General features: G+C 70.5%; 3 protein-coding genes. All 3 read right to left on the bottom strand.

Translation table 11 applies throughout. From position 1 onward, the window contains the following. Positions 1–12: 12 nt before the first annotated feature. Genes IAG44_RS15990 through IAG44_RS16000 form a run of 3 tightly spaced genes read right to left on the bottom strand, consistent with a single transcriptional unit; the run spans position 13 to position 21,382 of the window. A complete protein-coding gene (locus IAG44_RS15990) occupies positions 13–5,481 on the bottom strand; it encodes a type I polyketide synthase (RefSeq protein WP_246561769.1) in 5,469 nt (1,822 codons plus the stop codon). Next, entirely contained in the window at positions 5,481–10,340 is a 4,860-nt protein-coding gene (locus IAG44_RS15995) for a type I polyketide synthase (protein WP_425508525.1), read from the bottom strand. The genes IAG44_RS15990 and IAG44_RS15995 overlap by 1 nt, the downstream gene beginning before the upstream one ends. After that, positions 10,337–21,382 carry a type I polyketide synthase gene (locus IAG44_RS16000; protein WP_187747778.1) on the bottom strand — a complete coding sequence of 3,682 codons (11,046 nt, stop codon included), beginning with the start codon at positions 21,380–21,382 and terminating at the stop codon, positions 10,337–10,339. Before IAG44_RS16000 ends, IAG44_RS15995 begins: the two co-directional genes overlap by 4 nt. Between the last annotated feature and the right edge of the window lie 46 nt (positions 21,383–21,428).

Raw genomic sequence — 21,428 nt, forward strand, 5'->3', positions numbered from 1 at the left:
TGGAGGGCTTGCTCAGGACGCACCGAGATCACCGTCCAGCAGGGCATAGAGCTCGTCGTCCGTGGCTTCGTCGAGGTCGACGGCCGCGGGGTGGTCCTCCGTGGGGGTGTCCACCTTCGCCAGCAGTTTCCGCAGCCGTGCCGCGAGCCGGGTGCGGGTGTCCTCGGCGGTGATCGCGGACAACGCGGCCTCCAGCCGGTCGAGTTCGGCGAACACCGCCGGCTGCGCCTGCTCCACGGGCAGTTCGGCGAGCAGGTGGCCGGCGAGTGCGGCCGGGGTCGGGTAGTCGAAGATGAGCGTGGCCGGCAGCCGGAGTCCGGTGGCGGCGCTGAGCCCGTTGCGGAGTTCGACCGCGGTCAGCGAGTCGAACCCGAGGTCGCCGAAGGCTTTGTCCTCCTCGACGGCCTGTGCGCTCGCGTGGCCGAGCACGGTGGCGGCGTGGGTGCTGACCAGGTCGAGCAGGAGCGCCGCGCGCTCAGCCTCGGTGAGTCCGGCCAGCCTCTCCCGCAGGGAGCCGCCGTCGGCCGGGCCGGCCGGCTGCCGGGCCGGGGTGCGGACCAGGCCGCGCAGCAGCGGGGGCACCGGGGCGCGGACCGCGTCGAGATCCAGGCGGATCGGTACCGCGACCGGCTCGGCCAGGGCGTGGGCCGCGTCGAACAGGGTCAGCCCCAGCTCGGGGGTGAGCCCGGCGACGCCGGACCGCTGCATCCTGGTCAGGTCGGTGTCGCCGAGGTCACCCGCCATACCGCCGTCCTGCGCCCACAGCCCCCAGGCCAGCGAGAGCCCGGGGAGCCCCTGCTGACGGCGGTGGTGCGCGAGCGCGTCGAGGAAGGCGTTGGCGGCGGCGTAGTTGGCCTGCCCGGCGCTGCCCATGGTGGCCGCGGCCGACGAGAACAGCGTGAACATCGCCAGGTCCGCGCCACCGGTCAGCTCGTGCAGGTTGAGCGCGGCGTCCACCTTGGGCCGCAGCACGGTGTCCATCCGCTGCGGCGTCAGCCCTTCGAGCACGCCGTCGTCGAGCACGCCGGCGGTGTGCACCACGGCGGTGAGCGGGTGGCCCTCGGGTATCCCGCCCAGCAGGGCGGCGAGCGCGTCACGGTCGGCCGCATCACAGGCGACCACCCGAGCATCAGCACCCAACTCGCCGAGTTCCTTGACGAGTTCGGCGGCACCCGGCGCAGCTTCACCCCGCCGGCTGGTGAGCAACAGATGCCGGACGCCGTGCGCGGTCACCAGATGCCGGGCCACCAGCCGCCCGAGAGTACCGGTGGCCCCGGTCACCAGCGCCGTACCGGACGGGTCGAGCACCGGCGCCGCGCCCCCCTCCGGCTGCCCGGCCCTGGCCAGCCGGGCCGCGAGCACGGTTCCCTTGCGGACGGCGAGCTGCGGTTCGCCGGTGGCGACGGCGGCGGCGAGGGCCTGACGGGAGACGGCGTGATCGTCGGTGTCGACGAGCACGAACCGGCCGGGATGCTCGGACTGCGCGGAGCGGACGAGACCTTGCACGGCGGCACCGGCGAGGTCGGACAACTCGTCGTCGGCGCCGGTGGCGACGGCGCCACGGGTCACCAGGACCAGCCGGGACGAGGCGAACTTCTCCTCGGCGAGCCACTGCTGGACCAGGTCGAGTGCCCGGTGCGTCGCGGCGCGAACGGCGTCACTGTGCGCGGACCCCGCCGTCCCGCCGACGCGGACCAGCACGAGATCCGGGACATCGGTCGCGGCGAGCGCGGCCAGGTCCTGGCACACCTCGACGGAGCAACCGCCGTCCCGCAGCCCGGTGACAAGTTCGTCGGCGGCGAGGTCGTCGGCCGCTCCCAGCAGCGCCACCCGCCCGCTCGCCGGTCCGGCCGCGACCTCGGCCCAGTCCACCCGGAACAGGGCATCGTGGTGCGCGGCCTTGGCGTTGTTCAGCTGCTCCACGGACAGCGGACGCAGGACCAGCGACGCGATGGACGCGACCGGCGCACCGGTGCCGTCGGCCACCAGCACCGACACCGCGTCCTGCCCGGCGGACGAGATCCGCACCCGCAACGCGCCCGCGCCCTGCCTGTGCAGAGCCACACCACGCCAGGCGAACGGCAGCCGGGCCGGACCCGAGTCGGCGAAGAAGTCCCCCTTGCCGACCGCGTGCAACGCGGCATCGAGCAACGCCGGATGCAGCCCGAACTGACGGGCCTCACCCTGGAGTTCACGAGGCAGGGCGACCTCGGCGAAGACGTCGTCCCCCTGCCGCCACACCGCACGCAGCCCCTGGAACGCCGGCCCGTAGCCGTACCCGGAATCGACCAGACGCCGGTAGTAGCCGTCGACGTCCACCGCCTCCGCGTCAGCGGGCGGCCACGTCCCACCGAGCCCGCCGGGCTCACCGGGCACCGCCGCGTCCGGGGTCAGCAGGCCGTCGGCGTGCCGGGTCCAGGGCTGTTCGTCGCCGCGTACGGGCCGGGAGTACACGCGCACCGATCGCGCACCGGCGGCGTCGGGTTCGGCGACGGTGACGCGCAGTTGGACACCGCCGCGCTCGGGGAGAACCAACGGGGCCTCAAGCGTCAGCTCTTCCAACACGCCGCATCCCACACGCGTCCCGGCGTGGACCGCCAGCTCGACGAAGGCCGTGCCTGGCAGCAGCACCGATCCCATCACGGCGTGATCGGCCAGCCAACCGTGGGAGGCGACCGACAGGCGGCCCGAGAACACCAGCCCTTCGGGCAGTTCCACCGCAGCGCCGAGCAGTGGGTGACCGGCCGAGACCAGACCCGCCGACTCCACCTCCGCCACATCCGCAGCGGAGTCCAGCCAGTACCGCTCACGCTGGAAGGCGTAGGTGGGCAGATCCACCCGACGGGCGCCGCTGAAGAACGCGGTCCAGTCGATCGTCACGCCCCGCGTGTGGGCGGTGGCCAGGGCTGTCACCAGGGACTGCGCTTCGTCGCGGTCCTTACGCAACACCGGCACAGCCGCCAGACCCTCGCCGGTCCAGCACTCCTGCGCGAGGGCGCTCAACGCACCATCCGGGCCCAGCTCGACGAACGTCGTGACGCCCTTCGCCTCCAACGCCCGGACGCCGTCCAGGAACCGGACCGCCTCACGGACATGACGCACCCAGTACTCCGCATCCGGGACCACCTCGGCCCCGGTGAGCGTGGACACGATCGGGATGCGCGGAGCCTCATAGCTCAGACCCGCAGCCACCTCACGAAAAGCATTGAGCATTCCATCCATGTGCGAGGAATGGAACGCATGACTGACCGCGAGCCGCTTGGTCTTACGCCCCTCCTGAGCGAACCCGGCCACCAGCTCCAGGACCTTGTCCTCGTCACCAGCCACCACCACCGACGACGGCCCGTTCACGGCGGCGATGCTCACGCCCTCCACCAGCAGCGGCGTCACCTCGTCCTCGGACGCCTGCACCGCCACCATCGCTCCACCGCCCGGCAGTTCCTGCATCAAGCGGCCACGGGCAGCCACCAGCACACACGCATCAGCCAGCGACAACACCCCCGCCACATGCGCAGCCGCCAACTCACCAATGGAATGCCCCGCCACGAAATCAGGCGTGAGGCCCCACGACTCCACCAGCCGGAACAACGCCACCTCAACCGCGAACAACGCGGGCTGGGTATAGGCCGTTTGATCCAGAAGCTCACCGTCGCCGAACACCACGTCCTTCAACGGCAGTTCAAAGTGCCCACACACCTCATCGAAAGCCGCAGCGAACACGGGATAGACGCCATACAACTCACGCCCCATCCCCACCCGCTGCGCCCCCTGCCCACTGAACAGAAACGCCACCCGCCCCTCACCAACAACCCGCCCACTCACCACATGCGCAACCGACCGCCCCTCCGCAAGCGCCACCAAACCCGCACGACGGCTGACGGCATCACCCCCCACCACCGCCGCCCGATGCTCAAAACCAGCCCGACCAGCCGCCAGCGAAAACCCCACATCAACCGCACTCAACCCAGAATCCACAACCCCCAACAACCGCTCAGCCTGCGCCCGCAAAGCGGCCTCGCTCTTGGCCGACAACACCCACGGCACAACACCCACCGGCTCAACCGAACCCTCAGACGCCTCCTCCGGAGGAACCGGCGCCTGCTCAACGATCACGTGCGCATTAGTCCCACTCACCCCGAACGACGACACAGCCGCCCGCCGAGGCCGCCCGTCCAACTCGGGCCATTCAACCCGCTCCGTGAGCAGCGACACCGCCCCAACAGCCCAGTCCACATGCGACGACGGCTCGTCCACGTGCAACGTCTTCGGCACCACCCCATGCCGCAACGCCTGAACCATCTTGATCACACCCGCCACACCGGACGCGGCCTGCGTATGCCCGATGTTCGACTTCAACGACCCGAGCAACAAGGGCTGTTCAGCGGGCCGCTCCTGCCCGTACGTCGCCAACAACGCCTGCGCCTCGATCGGATCCCCGAGCACCGTCCCGGTCCCGTGCGCCTCGACGACGTCCACATCGGCCGGCGTAAGCCGAGCATTGGCGAGCGCCGCCCGAATCACCCGCTGCTGAGCCGGCCCACTGGGCGCGGACAGCCCATTGGAGGCCCCGTCCTGATTGATGGCCGACCCACGAACGACCGCCAGCACCCGATGCCCGTTCCGCTGAGCGTCGGACAGCCGCTCCAACAGCAGCACCCCAACACCCTCACCCCACCCAGTACCGTCCGCCGCGTCCGCGAAGGACTTGCACCGCCCATCCGGCGCCAGCCCCCGCTGACGGCTGAACTCGATGAACGCACCGGGATTGGCCATCACCGCAGCCCCGCCAACGAGCGCCAGCGTGCACTCCTGCTGACGCAACACCTGACAGGCAAGATGCAGCGCGACCAGGGACGACGAGCACGCGGTATCGAGCGTGACGGCGGGCCCCTCAAGCCCGAGCGTGTAGGCCACCCGCCCGGAGAGAACGGCGGAGGCGTTACCGGTGAGCACATACCCTTCGGTACCTTCCGGCGCCTGCCGAGTACCGGGCCCGTACCCCTGGTAGGAGGCCCCGACGAACACACCGGTCCGACTACCGCGCACAGAGCCCGGATCGATCCCGGCCCGCTCGAAGACCTCCCAGGACGCCTCCAGCAGCAACCGCTGCTGCGGATCCATCGCCAGAGCCTCCCGCGGCGAGATCCCGAAGAACTCGGCGTCGAACTCGGCGGCATCGGTGACGAAGCCGCCTTCACGCGCGTAGGACGTGCCGGGATGGTCGGGGTCGGGGTGATACAGACCCTCGATGTCCCAGCCACGATCTTCGGGCAGCCCGACGATCGCGTCCCGACCTTCGTCGACCAGCCGCCACAGATCCTCGGGCGACTCCACGCCACCGGGGTAGCGGCAGCTCATCGCGACGATGGCGATGGGTTCCCGCGCGGCGGCGGTGAGTTGCCGGTGCTGTTGGCGGAGCCGTTCGGTCTCCTTCAGTGAGGCTCGCAGCGCCTCGAACACCTTGTCATCGGAGGCAGCCATCATGAGCTCCACAGTTCGGCGGAATCGGCTTCACCCAGCGCCATCCGCAGCAAGTCGTCGTGGTCCATCGAGTCGATCGAGTCGATCCGGTCCCGGCTGTCCGGGCCCGGCGGGGCCTGGGTGGCGTCGGCCGCCCCGGCGAGGTCAAGGAGTGCGTCGAGAAGGCCGGCCGAGCGCAGTTCGGCCAGCGGGAGGGAGGCGAGCGCCTGCCGGACGCGGGCCTCTTCCGGATCGTGGGGTTGCGCCAAGTCACCGTCGTCGGGGACAAGTTCGGCGCGCAGACGGTCCGCGAGCGCGGTGGCCGTCGGATGGTCGAACACGAGCGTGGCGGGCAGCTTCAACCCGGTGGCCGCGTTCAGCCGGTTCCGCAGCTCGACGGCGGTCAGCGAGTCGAACCCCATCTCGCGGAACGCCCTGCTGACCTCGACGGCGTCCGTCGAGGAGTGCCCGAGGACGGCGGCGACCTGGCCGCGCACCAACTCAAGCAGGTGCCGGACCTGTTCGCCGGACGGCAGCCCGGCCAGCCGCTCGCGCAGCGCCGCGCCGGCGTCGGTCCCCTCGGCCTCAGCCGAGACCGCGTCGCGCACCTCGGGCAGATCCTCGATCAGCGGACGGGAACGCGCAGCGGTGAACCCGGGCACGAACCGAGCCCAGTCCACATCGGCCACGGCAACGAACGGCTCACTCTCACCGACCGCCTGACGCAGCGCCGTGACAGCCAACTCGGGCGCCATAGCCCGCAGTCCACGGCGACGCAGGAACTCCTCGTTGGACCCCTCGGCCATCCCGGCCCCGGCCCACAGCCCCCAGGCGACGGAGGTGGCGGGCACTCCACGGTCACGACGCTGCTGGGCGAGCCCGTCGAGGAAGGCGTTGGCCGCCGCGTAGGCAGCGAGCCCGCCACTGCCCCAGACACCGGCGTTCGACGAGAACAGCACGAAGGCGTCCAGAGCGTCATCGTCCAGCAGGGCATCCAGATGCGCCGCCCCGCCCGCCTTGGCGGCGAGCACGTCGGCGAACTCGGCGGCCGTGGTGCCGGCCAGCGGCGCGCCGTCGCCCACCCCCGCCGCGTGCACCACCGCCCGAACCGGCTCACCGTGCTCGGTCAGCCGTCGCAGCAGCGCCTCCGCAGACGACCGGTCGGCGACGTCACACGCCTCGACCAGCACCTCGGCCCCCAACGCGGCCAGCTCATCGCGCAGTTCAACCGCACCGGGCGCGTCCAGACCACGGCGACTGGTCAACACCAGCCGCTCCGCACCAGCCCCGGCGAGCCACCGGGCGACATGCGCACCGAGCGCCCCGGTACCGCCGGTGACCAGCACCGTGCCGCGCGGCTGCCACTCGGGAGCGGCGCCGGCGCCGAGCGGCGCGTGCACCAGCCGGCGCGCGAGGACGCCCGAGGGACGAACGGCCACCTGATCCTCGTCCCCGATCCCGGCGAGCACCCCGGCCAGCCCGGCAGCCGTCCGCGCGTCACCCGCCTCCGGCAGATCGACCAGCCCGCCCCAACGCTCCGGATGCTCCAGCCCGAAGACCCGCCCGAGCCCCCAGACCTGCGCCTGCACCGGATCAACCCGCTCCCCGGCACGGGTGGCAACGGCCCCCCGAGTCCCGATCCACAGCGGCGCCTCGACCCCGACGTCACCGAGCGCCTGAATCAGAGCCACGGTGACGGCAACCTGGGCAGGCAGCACCGGATACACCGGATGCGAAACATCACTCGGCCCGGGAAGCAGGAAAACCCCGCCGACCTCGACACCGTCCACCACCTCACGCACCCGCGCGGCAAGCCCCTCCCGCTCCACCCCGACCGGATCGACCTCCAGCCGGACGACGTCAGCCCCGGCCCCCGAGAGCGCGTCAAGAATCTCGACGTCCCCGGCACCCCCGACCACCAGCCAGGTGCCGGAGAGCTTCGGCGACGAGGCCCCGCTGACCGGCTTCCAACCGACCCGGTAACGCCACGAGTCCACGGCACCCTTCTCCCGACGCGCCTTGCGCCAGGAGGACATGGCAGGCAACACCTCACTGAGCGGGGCATCCGCCCCCACCCTCAACTCAGCGGCCAACTCCGCCACATCCGCCCGCTCGACGACCGCCCAGAACTCGTCATCGTCCGAGTCCTCGGTGCCTGCGGACGCGCCCGCTTCGAGCCAGTAGCGCTGGCGTTGGAAGGCGTAGGTGGGGAGGTCGGTGAGACGGCCACCGGGGAAGACCGTCGGCCAGTCGACGTCGGCGCCGTGGACGTGAGCCTCGGCGAGGGACAACAGGAAGCGGTCGAGGCCGCCTTCGTCCCGACGCAGGGAACCGATCGCGGCCAGTTCCTCGGACGTCTCCTGAACGGCCATGGCCAGCACCGGGTGGGCGCTGGACTCGACGAAGAGACGGTGCCCCTGCTCGACCAGGAGACGGACGGTCTCCTCGAAGCGGACGGTCTGGCGCAGGTTGCGGTACCAGTACCCGGCGTCCAGCGCGCTGGTGTCGATCGCCTCGACGGTAACGGTCGAGTAGAAGGGGACCTGCGACGGACGCGGGGTGATGCTGGCCAGAACCTTCAGCAACTCGCCCTCGATCTCCTCCACATGCGCGGAGTGCGAGGCGTAGTCCACCGGAATGCGACGCGCGCGGAAGCCATCCGTCTCGGCCTGAGCCAGCAACTCGTCAAGCGCGTCGACGTCACCGGAAACAACGATCGAGCCGGGCCCGTTCACGGCGGCGATCGAGACACGACCGTCCCAGCGAGCCAGCCGCTCCGTGACCTCGTCGACCGGAAGCGAGACGGAGACCATCCCGCCCCGACCGGACAACGCCAGCAACGCCTTGCTCCGCAACGCCACCACCCGCGCCGCGTCTTCCAGCGAGAGCGCCCCAGCAACAGCCGCAGCCGCGATCTCACCCTGCGAATGCCCGATAACCGCAGCAGGCTCCACGCCATACGAGCGCCACAACGCAGCCAGCGACACCATCACCGAGAACAACACCGGCTGAACGACATCAACCCGCTCCAACGCAGCGGCATCGTCCAGCACATCCAGCAACGACCAGTCCACGTGCGGCTTTAGCGCCTCCGCACAAGCCTGCATCGACTCCGTGAACACCGGCGACGAGCCCAGAAGCTCGACCGCCATCCCCACCCACTGCGACCCCTGCCCCGGGAACACGAACACCACCCGGTCATCGGAACCAGCAACCCCCTGCACCACCCCAGCAGCCGACGCCCCCTCCGCCAGCGCCACCAAACCCGCACGACGGCTGACGGCATCACCCCCCACCACCGCCGCCCGATGCTCAAAACCAGCCCGACCAGCCGCCAGCGAAAACCCAACATCAACCGAACTCACCCCAGAATCCACAACCCCCAACAACCGCTCAGCCTGCGCCCGCAACGCAACCTCACTCTTGGCCGACAACACCCACGGCACAACACCCACCGGCTCAACCGAGCCCCCAGAAACCGCCTCCTCCGGAGGAACCGGCGCCTCTTCAAGAATCACATGCGCATTGGTCCCACTCATCCCGAACGACGACACAGCCGCCCGCCGAGGAGCCTCCCCCCGAGCCCACTCCACCTGCTCGGTCAACAACGACACAGCCCCCGCCGACCAGTCCACCTTGGACGTCGGCTCCCCCACATGCAGCGTCTTCGGCAACACCCCATGCCGCATAGCCAGCACCATCTTCATCACACCAGCCACACCAGCAGCAGCCTGCGTATGCCCGATGTTCGACTTCAACGACCCCAACCACAACGGCCGTTCATCGGCCCGCTCCTGCCCGTACGTCGCGAGCAACGCCTGCGCCTCGATCGGATCCCCAAGACTGGTCCCGGTCCCATGCGCCTCGACAACATCAACCTGCCGAGCAGACAACCGCGCATTGGCCAACGCCGCCCGAATCACCCGCATCTGCGAGGGCCCGTTAGGCGCCGTCAACCCGTTGGACGCCCCATCGGAGTTCACCGCCGAGCCCCGCACCACCGCGAGCACGGGATGCCCGTTACGCCGAGCATCCGACAACCGCTCCAGCACCAGCACCCCCGCCCCCTCGGCGGGCCCGAACCCATCGGCGTCGGCGGAGAACGCCTTGCACCGCCCGTCCCCGGCAACCCCACCCTGCCGGCTGAACTCGACGAACGTGTCCGGCCCGGACATCACGGTGACCCCACCGCTCAGCGCAAGCGCACACTCCCCCTTGCGCAACGCCTGGGCGGCCAGATGAAGCGCGACCAGCGACGAGGAGCAGGCGGTGTCAACCGTGAAGGTGGGCCCTTCAAGACCGAGCACATACGCGATCCGCCCGGACACGAAGCTGCTGGCACCACCGGTGAGGAGAAACCCGTCGAGATCCTGTTCGGCTCGCCGAATGCCCTCGACATAGCCGGAGTACCAGGCACCGGCGAACACACCGACCTGGCTGCCGCGCAGGGAGGCGGGGTCGATCCCGGCCCGCTCGAACGCCTCCCACGAGGTCTCCAGCAGCAACCGCTGCTGCGGATCCATCGCCAACGCCTCCCGCGGCGAGATCCCGAAGAACGCCGCGTCGAACTCACCGGCGTCGTAGAGGAACCCACCCTCCCGGGTGAAGGAGGTGCCGCGGTCGGCGTCGTCCGCGTGCAGGGCGGCGAGGTCCCACCCCCGGTCGGTGGGGAAGGCCGAGATCGCGTCACCGCCGGAGGCGACCAGCTGCCAGAGGTCTTCCGGCGAGGTGACGCCGCCGGGGAACCGGCATGCCATGCCGACCACGGCGATCGGCTCGTGCTCCTTCTCCTTGGCTTCGCGGAGCCGTTCGGTGGCGTCGTCGAGGTCGGTCACCACACGCTTGAGGTACGCCCGGAGCTTGTCTTCGGTCGCCATCAGAGCTCACGTCCCCACTTGCTGTCGATCAGGTCAAAGATCTCGTCGTCGGACGCGGACTCGATCTGTTCCGCGACTCCGCCGCCGGTCAGGTCGCCCCGCACGTCGTCCCACTGGGACAGCAGGGACTTCAGGCGCGCGGTGATCTCGGCGCGGGCCTGCTCGTCCGGCGCGATGGCGGACACGTCGTCCGGGACGATCGCGGCGAGCGTCGCCTCCAGCCGGTCCAGCTCGGTCAGCAGCGAACTGCCGCCGGCGGTGGCCTCGTCCCCCAGAAGCTCGGCACGCAGATGCTCGGCGAGCGCGGCCGGGGTGGGGTGGTCGAAGACGAGGGTCGGTGGCAGCCGCAGCCCGGTAGCCGCGTTGAGCCGGTTGCGCAGCTCGACCGCGGTGAGCGAGTCGAAGCCGACCTCCTGGAAGGCCCGAGCCGGCTCGATCGCCGACGCGGACGTATGCCCGAGCACGGTAGCGACATGGGTACGCACCAGGTCGAGAAGAACCCGCCCCCGATCCGCCTCAGGCGTCTCGGCAAGCCGCTGCGCGAGCGACGGCCCCTGCGCGACGGCGGCACGAGCCTCGACCACACGCCGGACCGGCCCTCGGGCGAGCCCACGCAAGGCGGGCGGCACATCGGCGGCACGCAGGTTCCGGGTGTCCAGGCTCATCGGAACGACCGTCGCCTCGGCCCGACCGATCGCCGCGTCGAACAGCGCCAGCCCTTCCCCGACCGACAACGCCCCCACACCCGCACGCGACATCCGGCGCACATCGACACCGTCCAGATGCCCGGTCATCCCACTCGCCTCGGCCCAGAGCCCCCAGGCCAACGACACCCCCGGCAGCCCCAACGACCGCCGATGCGCGGCAAGTCCGTCCAGGAACACGTTCGCCGCCGCGTAGTTCGCCTGCCCAGCACCACCCAAGGTCCCGGACACCGACGAGAACAGCACGAACAGCGCCAGATCAAGCCCTGCCGTCAACTCATGCAGGTGCCAGGCCGCATCCACCTTCGGACGCAACACCGCACCCAGCCGCTCCGGGGTCAACGACCCCACCACACCGTCATCCAGCACACCGGCGGCATGCACCACCGCAGTCAACGGATGCTCCGCCGGAATACCGTCGATGAGCGCCGCCAGTTCGTCCCGGTCGGCCACGTCACAAGCAGCCACCGTGACCGTCGCGCCCAACTCGCTTAGCTCGTCGCGCAGTTCAGCCGCACCGGGCGCGTCCAAGCCCCGACGGCCGGCCAGCACCAGATGCCGCACACCATGCTCGACGACCAGATGCCGGGCCACCACCCCACCCAGCACACCGGTAGCACCCGTCACCAGCGCCGTCCCGACCGGATCCAGCGCACGCGGCACCGTCAGCACCAGCTTCCCCACATGCCGCGCCTGACTCAGGAACCGCAACGCCTCCGGAGCCCGCCGCACATCCCACCCCCGCACCGGCAACGGCCGCAACACACCAGACCCGAACAGCTCGACCAACTCACCCAGGATCTCGGCGATGCGGTCGGCCCCCGCGTCCATGAGGTCGAAGGCGCGGTAGGTGACGCCGGGATGCTGGGCGGCGACCTGCCCGGCATCGCGGACGTCGGTCTTGCCCATCTCCACGAACCGCCCGCCGCGCGGGAGGAGCCGCAGGGAGGCGTCCACGAACTCGCGGGCGAGCGAGTCGAGGACGACGTCGACGCCACGGCCGTCCGTCACATCACGGAAGTTCTCCTCGAAGTCGAGGGTGCGGGACGAGGCGATGTGGTCGTCGTCGAAGCCGAGGGAGCGCAGCACGTCCCACTTGCCGGCACTCGCGGTGCCGAACACCTCGGCACCCCAGTGCCGCGCCAACTGCACGGCGGCCATCCCCACACCACCGGCGGCGGCGTGGATCAGCACGGACTCCCCCGCACGCAGCCCGGCGAGGTCCTTGAGCGCGTAGTAGGCGGTGAGGAACACGACCGGCACGGAAGCGGCCTGGGTGAAGGACCAGCCCTGCGGCATCTTGGTGACCAGCCGGTGGTCGGTCACGCTGACCCGCCCGAGCGCGCCGGAGAGCAGACCCATCACGGCGTCGCCGGGGGCAAGCCCGGTGACGCCCGGCCCGACCTCCAGCACGACGCCCGCGCCTTCGCTGCCCATCAACGCGTCGTCCGGATACATGCCGAGGGCGATGAGCACATCGCGGAAGTTCAGCCCGGCGGCCCGCACCTCGATCCGTACCTCGCCCTCGGCCAGGGGCGCGCTGTCGGCCGCGCAGGCGGTGAGGGCCAGGTTCTCCAGGGTGCCCTTCTCCGCGATGTCGAGCCGCCAGGCCGCGCTGTCCGGCGGCACGAGCGCGCCGTCGGAGGTGAGCCGGGCCAGGCGGGGCACGGACACCACACCGTCACGGACGGCGAGTTGAGGTTCGCCGGTCGCAAGGGCCGCCGGGACCGCCCGGTACGAGTCGTCGTGCCGGTCGAGGTCGAGCGCGACCAGCCGCTCGGGATTCTCCAGTTGCGCGGACCGAACGAGCCCCCACAGGGGAGCGTGCACGAGGTCAGCCACGTCCCGCTCGTCCCCGGCGGCAACGGCACCACGGGTGACCAGCACGAGCCGCGCCTCGCCGAACCGCTCGTCGGCCAGCCACGTCTGGACGGTGTCCAGCGCACGACGGGTGGCATCGTGCACGGCGTCGGGCGTAACCCCGGTGACGTCGGCCGGGAAGGTCACGAACACCAACTCCGGCACGGACCCCGCCGCACCGAGAGCGGCCAGATCCTCATGCCCGTCAAGCACAACACCCGACGAGGCCAACGCCGCCTGAAGCCCCAGCTCATCCGCACCGACCAGAGCCCAGCGGACGTCGGACGGACTCTCCGGCACCGGAAGTTCCTCCCAGTCCAGCCGGAACAACGAGTCCGCCACCGCGGCCCCGCCCGCTTCCACCTGCCCCTCACTCACCGGCCGCAGCACCAACGACGCCACCGACGCCACGGGCTCCCCGTCGACGTCGGCAACCTCAAGGGCCACCGCGTCCGCCCCGGCCGGGGCCACCCTGACCCGCAACGCGGCAGCACCGGCCGCATGCAGGTGCACACCACTCCAGGCGAACGGCAGATAACCGCGCGCGGTGTCCGGCAGGAAGTCACCGAGACCAACCGCCTGCACGGCCGCGTCCAGCAACGCCGGATGCAACCCGAACCGGGCCGCCCCCTCCTGCTGCTCCTCCGCCAGGGCAACCTCGGCGAAGACCTCGTCACCACGCCGCCACACCGCACGCAGCCCCTGGAACGCCGGCCCGTAGTCGTACCCCTGCGCGGCAAGCTGCTCGTAACGCCCGGACAACTCGACGGCGACGGCCCCGGCGGGCGGCCAGACACCCCCGAAGTCGGCGGGGCCCACACTCCCCTTGTCGGCGGACAACGTGCCGATCGCATGCCGCGTCCACGCCCCGTCGTCCCCCTGCCGAGAGTGCAGGTGCAACGCCCGCCGCCCGGAGTCGTCCGCAGCGTCGACCACCAACTGCACGTAGACACCACCACGCTCGGGCAGCACCAGGGGCGCTTCCAGCGTCAGTTCCTCAAGGTGCCCACAGTCGACCTGGTCCCCGGCACGGATCGCCAACTCCACGAAGGCGGTACCCGGCAGCAACGTCGACCCCATCACCGCGTGATCGGCCAACCACGGATGAGTGGCCAGCGACAACCGCCCCGCGAACAGGAACCCATCCGCCCCGGCGAGCGGAACCGCAGCACCCAGCAGCGGGTGATCCGCGTTGTCCAGCCCGACAGCCGCGACATCCCCCACCCGACCCGCGACAACTTCCGGCCAGTAGCGCTGGCGTTGGAAGGGGTAGGTGGGGAGGTCGGTGAGACGGCCGCCGGGGAAGACGGCGGTCCAGTCGACGTCGGCGCCGTGGACGTGGGCTTCGGCGAGGGACAACAAGAACCGGTCGAGGCCGCCTTCGTCGCGACGGAGGGAACCGATCGCGGTGATCTGCTCGGAGGTCTCCTGGACGGCCATGGCGAGCACGGGGTGGGCGCTGGACTCGACGAAGAGGCGGTGCCCCTGCTCGACCAGCAGCCGCACGGTCTCCTCGAAGCGGACCGTCTGGCGGAGGTTGCGGTACCAGTACCCGGCGTCCATCACGCTCGTGTCGATCCGCTCGACGGTGACGGTCGAGTAGAAGGGGACCTGCGACGGACGGGGGGTGATACCGGCGAGGACCTTCGCCAACTCGCCCTCGATCTCCTCCACATGGGCGGAGTGCGAGGCGTAGTCCACCGGGATACGCCGAGCCCGGAAACCCTCTTCCTCGGCCCCGGCCAGCAGCTCGTCGAGAGCGTCGACGTCGCCGGAGACGACGATCGAGCCGGGCCCGTTCACGGCGGCGATCGAGACACGACCGTCCCAGCGAGCCAGCCGCTCCGTGACCTCATCCACCGGCAACGCGACGGAGACCATCCCGCCCCGCCCGGACAGAGCCAGCAGCGCCTTACTCCGCAACGCCACCACCCGCGCGGCGTCTTCGAGCGAGAGCCCGCCCGCCACGGCCGCAGCCGCGATCTCACCCTGCGAGTGCCCGATGACCGCAGCAGGCTCCACACCGTACGAGCGCCACAGCGCGGCCAGCGACACCATCACGGAGAACAACACGGGCTGCACGACGTCGACCCGCTCCAACGCGGCGGCGTCACCCAGCACATCCAGCAGCGACCAGTCCACGTGCGGCTCAAGCGCCTCCGCACAAGCCCGCATCGACTCCGCGAACACCGGCGACGAACCCAGCAACTCGACCGCCATCCCGACCCACTGCGACCCCTGCCCGGGGAACACGAAGACGACCTTGCGACCGCCCGCGACCCCCTGCACCAACCCAGGGGCCGACGTCCCCTCCGCAAGCGCCACCAAACCCGCACGACGGGCAACCACATCACCCCCCACCACCGCCGCCCGATGCTCAAAAACACCACGCCCGGCCGTCAGCGAAAACCCAACATCAACCGCACTCAACCCAGAATCCACAACCTCCAACAACCGCTCAGCCTGCGCCCGCAACGCAACCTCACTCTTGGCGGACAGCACCCACGGCACAGCACCCACAGGCTCAGCGGCGGGAACCTCCTCAACCGCCGGCGCCTCCTCAAGGATCACGTGTGCGTTGGTCCCACTGATCCCGAACGACGACACAGCGGCCCGCCGAGGCACATCCCCCTGCGGCCACTCCGCCGCCTCCGTCAGCAACGACACCGCCCCCGCAGACCAGTCGATCTCCGGCGAAGGCTCATCCACATGCAGCGTCTTCGGCATGACCCCATGCCGCATGGCCAGCACCATCTTCATCACACCAGCCACACCGGCCGCAGCCTGCGTATGCCCGATGTTCGACTTCAACGACCCAAGCAGCAACGGCCGTTCAGCAGCCCGCCCCTGCCCATAAGTCGCGAGCAACGCCTGAGCCTCGATCGGATCCCCAAGCGTCGTCCCGGTCCCATGCGCCTCGACAACATCAACATCCGCAGCCCCCAGCCCGGCGTTCGCCAGCGCCTGCCGAATAACCCGCTGCTGCGAAGGCCCGTTAGGCGCGGTCAACCCATTCGACGCCCCGTCCTGATTCACCGCGCTGCCCCGCACCACCGCGAGCACGGGATGCCCATTCCTGCGCGCATCCGACAACCGCTCGACCAGCAGCATCCCCACACCCTCGGCCAGCGCGAACCCATCCGCCGTAGCCGCGAACGCCTTGGACCGCCCATCCTCCGAAAGCCCGTTCTGACGACTGAACTCAAAGAACATGTCCGGCGTGGACATGATGGTGACCCCACCGGCGAGCGCCAGCTCACACTCCCCCTGCCGCAGAGCCTGCGCAGCAAGATGCAGCGCCACCAGCGACGACGAACACGCCGTGTCCACCGTCACCGCAGGCCCTTCAAGCCCGAACGTGTACGAAACCCGCCCCGAGAGCACACTCGCCCCATTACCGGTAGCGAGATACCCGTCAAAGGTCCCCTGGTCATCCCCCTGCAACAGGGGCATGTAGTGCTGCCCATTGGTCCCCGCGAACACCCCGACCGGCTTGCCACGCATAGCCGCAGGATCAATCCCGGCCCGCTCGAACGCCTCCCACGAGGTCTCCAGCAGCAGCCGGTGCTGCGGATCCATCGCCAACGCCTCCCGCGGCGACAGCCCGAAGAACGCCGGATCGAACTCATCGGCGTCATGCAGGAACCCACCGTGACGAACGTAGGAGGTCCCGGGCCGCTGACGAGTGGGGTCATAGAACGCGTCGACGTCCCACCCCCGGTTCTCCGGCAACGCGGACACCGCATCGCCCCCGCTCTCCACGAGACGCCACAACTCCTCGGGCGTCCGCACGTCACCGGGGAACCGGCAGCCCATACCAACAATGGCGATGGGCTCATCGTCCACAGGAGCCACAGTCGCGACGGCGGCAACCGCCTGCCCGACCCCGACGAGTTCACCGCGCAGGAACTCGGCGAGCGCGACCGGCGTCGGGTAGTCGAAGATCAGAGTCGCAGGCAGCTTGAGCCCGGTAGCGGTGTTGAGGCGATTACGCAGATCCACCGCGGTCAACGAGTCGAAGCCCAGCTCCCGGAAGGCGCGCTCAACCGCGACGGCGTCCGGGCTGGAGTGGTCAAGAACGGCCGCGAGATGACCACGCACCAGATCGAGAACGACCCGCTGCTGCTCGGCCTCGGCCAGCCCGGTCAGGCTGCGCACAAGTTCGGAAGCGGTGGTAGACCGCTCCTCGCCACCCTGCTCAGCGGCAGCCGCGAGCCGCTTGACCTCGGGCAGCTCGCCGAAGAACGGGCTGGGCCGCAGCGCGGTGAACCCCGGAAGGAACCGATCCCAGTCCACGTCCGCGACGGCGACGAACGGCTCGTCATGGTCGAGAACCTGTCGCAGCACGGTCAGCGCCAGCTCGGGCGCCAACGCCCGCACCCCGCGCTTGCGCAGAAACTCCGCGCCATCCTCGTCGAGAGCGGTAGCCGAGTTCTGCCACGGACTCCAGGCCACCGAGACGGCCCGGCCGCCGACCGCCCGACGCCGCGCGGCCAGGGCGTCGAGGAACGCGTTACCTGCCGCGTAGGCACCCTGCCGTCCGCTGCCCCAGACCCCGGCGACGGAGGAGAAGAAGACGACGGCGCGCAGCGACTCGTGGTCGAGGAGTTCGTCGAGGTGCGCGGCGCCGGCGACCCGGGCGGCCAGCACCGCGGCGAAGTCGCCCAGCTCGGTCTCGGCGAGCGCGGACATCTCCGCCGTCGGCGAGGAGTGGGCCACCGCGGTGAGCGGATACTCGGCGGGAACCGACGCCAGCAGCCGCGCCACCGCGTCCCGGTCGGTCACATCGCAGACGGCGACGGTGACCTTGGCACCGACCTCGGCCAGCTCGGCCTCAAGAGCGGCGGTGTCACGGGCCTCGGAACTGGTCAGCAGCAGATGTTCCGCCCCCTGCTCGGCCATCCACCGAGCGACCTGCGCACCCAGCGGCTCGGTACCGCCGGTGACGAGGACGGTGCCGGACGCCCGCCACTTGGCCGCACCGCGCTCGGGAGCCGGAGCGGCCTGGAGCCGCCGCACGAACACCCCGGCGGACCGCACCGCGACCTGGTCCTCCCCACCGGCCGAGGCGAGCACCCCGGCCAACCGGGTCAACGCCCGATCGTCGACCACCTCGGGCAGATCCACGAGACCACCCCAACGCTCCGGGTGTTCGAGGGCGGCAACCCGGCCGAGCCCCCAGATCTGCGCCTGCACGGGACTGTGCACCTGATCCGACCCACCCACGGCCACCGCACCCCGGGTGACACACCACAACGGCGCCTCGACCCCGGCATCCCCCAGCGCCTGCACCAGCCCGACCGTCCCGGCCACACCAACAGACAGCACAGGGTGCAACGGATGCGGCGCGTCGACCGGCCCGAGCAGAGACAGCACACCGGCCAACTCGCCCCCGGACGGCAGCACGGACGCCAGGCTCGCCCTGTCGACGTCCGTGACCTCGACCTGAACAACCCGCGCACCATGCTCGGCGAGCGCCGCGACGACGGCGTCCGTCCACTCGTCCACCTGCCCGGCCCGCCGCACCACGAGCCAGTCCCCGGACAGCCGCCCGGCGGGCACCTCGGTCATCGCGTGCCAAGCAACCCCGTACCGCCAGGAGTTCACCGTGGACAGCTCGGTACGAGCACGTCTCCAGGCGGACATCGCCGGCAGCACCTTGTTCAGCGGATCGGTGCCCTCGACGTTCAGCGTGTCCGCCACCCGCTCCAGGTCATGCGACTCCACCGCACGCCAGAACTCGACGTCGGCCGGATCCTCCCCGCCCGCCGGAGTCCCCGCGTCGAGCCAGTACCGCTCGTGCTGGAAGGCGTAGGTGGGCAGGTCGGTGAGCCGGGCCCCGGGGAAGACGGCCGCCCAGTCGACGACGGCACCGTGCACATGAGCCTCGGCCAGCGACAACAGGAACCGCTCCAGGCCGCCCTCGTCGCGACGCAGGGAACCGATCGCGGTGATCTGCTCGGACGTCTCCTGGACGGCCATGGCCAGCACCGGGTGAGCGCTGGACTCGACGAAGAGACGGTGCCCCTGCTCGACCAGGAGACGGACGGTCTCCTCGAAGCGGACGGTCTGGCGCAGGTTCCGGTACCAGTACCCGGCGTCCATGACGCTCGTGTCGATCCGCTCGACGGTGACGGTCGAGTAGAAGGGGACCTGCGACGGACGGGGGGTGATACCGGCGAGGACCTTCGCCAACTCGCCCTCGATCTCCTCCACATGCGCGGAGTGCGAGGCGTAGTCCACCGGGATACGCCGAGCCCGGAAACCCTCTTCCTCGGCCCCGGCCAGCAGCTCGTCGAGAGCGTCGACGTCGCCGGAGACGACGATCGAGCCGGGCCCGTTCACGGCGGCGATCGAGACACGACCGTCCCAGCGAGCCAGCCGCTCCGTGACCTCATCCACCGGCAACGCGACGGAGACCATCCCGCCCCGCCCGGACAGAGCCAGCAACGCCTTGCTCCGCAACGCCACCACCCGCGCCGCGTCTTCCAGCGAGAGCGCACCCGCCACAGCCGCAGCCGCGATCTCACCCTGCGAATGCCCAATGACCGCAGCAGGCTCGACACCGTACGAGCGCCACAACGCAGCCAGCGACACCATCACCGAGAACAGCACCGGCTGAACCACATCAACCCGCTCCAACGCGGCCTGATCGTCCAACACATCCAGCAACGACCAGTCCACGTGCGGCTTTAGCGCCTCCGCACAAGCCCGCATCGACTCAGCGAACACCGGCGACGAGCCCAGCAACTCCACCGCCATCCCCACCCACTGCGACCCCTGCCCCGGAAACACGAACACCACCCGGTCATCGGAACCAGCAACCCCCTGCACCAGCCCAGCAGCCGACGCCCCCTCCGCCAGCGCCACCAAACCCGCACGACGGCTGACGGCATCACCCCCCACCACCACCGCCGCCCGATGCTCAAAACCAGCCCGCCCAGCCGCCAGCGAAAACCCAACATCAACCGAACTCACACCAGGCGTCGCGTCGAGAAACGCCACCAACCGCTCAGCCTGAGCCCGCAACGCCCCCTCGGTCGCCCCGGACAACACCCACGGCACAACAACATCCGCATCCGCCTCACCCCGCACCTCACCCACCGGCGCCTGCTCCAACACAACATGCGCGTTGGTCCCACTCACCCCGAACGACGACACCCCCGCCCGCCGAGGCTCCCCGCTCGCAGGCCACTCCTCCGCCTCAGTCAGCAAGGACACCGCCCCCGCCGCCCAGTCCACCTTGGGCGTCGGCTCATCCACATGCAGCGTCTTCGGCATCACCCCATGCCGCATGGCCATGACCATCTTGATCACGCCACCGACACCGGCAGCAGCCTGCGAATGCCCGATGTTGGACTTCAACGACCCGAGCCGCAAAGGCCGTTCACGATCCTGCCCATACGTGGCAAGAATCGCCTGAGCCTCGATCGGATCCCCAAGAGTCGTCCCGGTCCCATGCGCCTCGACGACATCAACCTGTCGAGGCGACAGCCCGGCACTCTCCAGCGCCGCCCGGATGACCCGCTGCTGAGCAGGCCCGTTGGGCGCGGTAAGCCCACTGCTCGCCCCGTCCTGATTGACCGCGGTCCCCCGCACGACGGCCAGCACCCGATGCCCGTTCCGCTCAGCATCCGACAGCCGCTCCACGAGCAGCATCCCGGCACCCTCGGACCAAGCGGTCCCGTCCGCCGCCCCGGCGAAGGACTTGCACCGGCCATCAGCCGCAAGCCCCCGCTGACGGCTGAACTCCACGAACGCGGCCGGGGTGGACATGACGGTGACACCGCCGGCCAGCGCGAGCGTGCACTCACCCTTGCGCAGCGACTGCACGGCCAGATGCAGGGCGACCAGCGACGAGGAGCAGGCCGTGTCGATGGTGACGGCGGGCCCTTCGAGCCCGAAGGTGTAGGCCACCCGCCCGGAGACGACACTGCCGGAGTTACCGGTCCCGAGGTACCCCTCGAAGCCGTCGGGCACTTCGTGCAGCCGGGTCGCGTAATCGTGGTACATCAGCCCGGCGAACACCCCGGTGCGGCTGCCGGCCAGCGCGGTCGGCGCGATCCCGGCCCGCTCGAACGCCTCCCAGGAGGTTTCGAGCAGCAGCCGTTGCTGCGGATCCATCGCCGCGGCCTCGCGCGGCGAGATCCCGAACAGCCCCGGGTCGAACTCCGCCGCGTCGTGGAGGAATCCGCTCTCGCGGACGTAGCTGGTGCCGGTGTGGTCGGGGTCCGGGTCGTAGAGCGAGGCGAGATCCCAGCCGCGGTCGGTCGGGAACGGCGAGATCGCGTCGCCGCCGTCGGCCACCAACTGCCACAGGTCGTCCGGGGAGTTGACCCCGCCCGGGTACCGGCAGCTCATGCCGATGATCGCGATGGGCTCCTGCTCCCCGGCCTCGAGCTCCTGTACCCGGCGACGGGCCTCTCCGAGGTCGACGGTGGCACGCCGGAGGTAGTCGAGCAGCTTCTCCTCGTTCGACATCTGGCGTCAGCTCCTTGCGGCGGTGGGGCGGGGTGCGGTGATCACG

The organism is Streptomyces roseirectus (assembly GCF_014489635.1).
Lineage (GTDB): Bacteria > Actinomycetota > Actinomycetes > Streptomycetales > Streptomycetaceae > Streptomyces > Streptomyces roseirectus.

Coding starts and splice junctions, on each gene's coding strand:
- IAG44_RS15990 (WP_246561769.1), bottom strand. CDS start 5,481: ATGGCTGCCTCCGATGACAAGGTGTTCGAGGCGCTGCGAGCCTCACTG.
- IAG44_RS16000 (WP_187747778.1), bottom strand. CDS start 21,382: ATGTCGAACGAGGAGAAGCTGCTCGACTACCTCCGGCGTGCCACCGTC.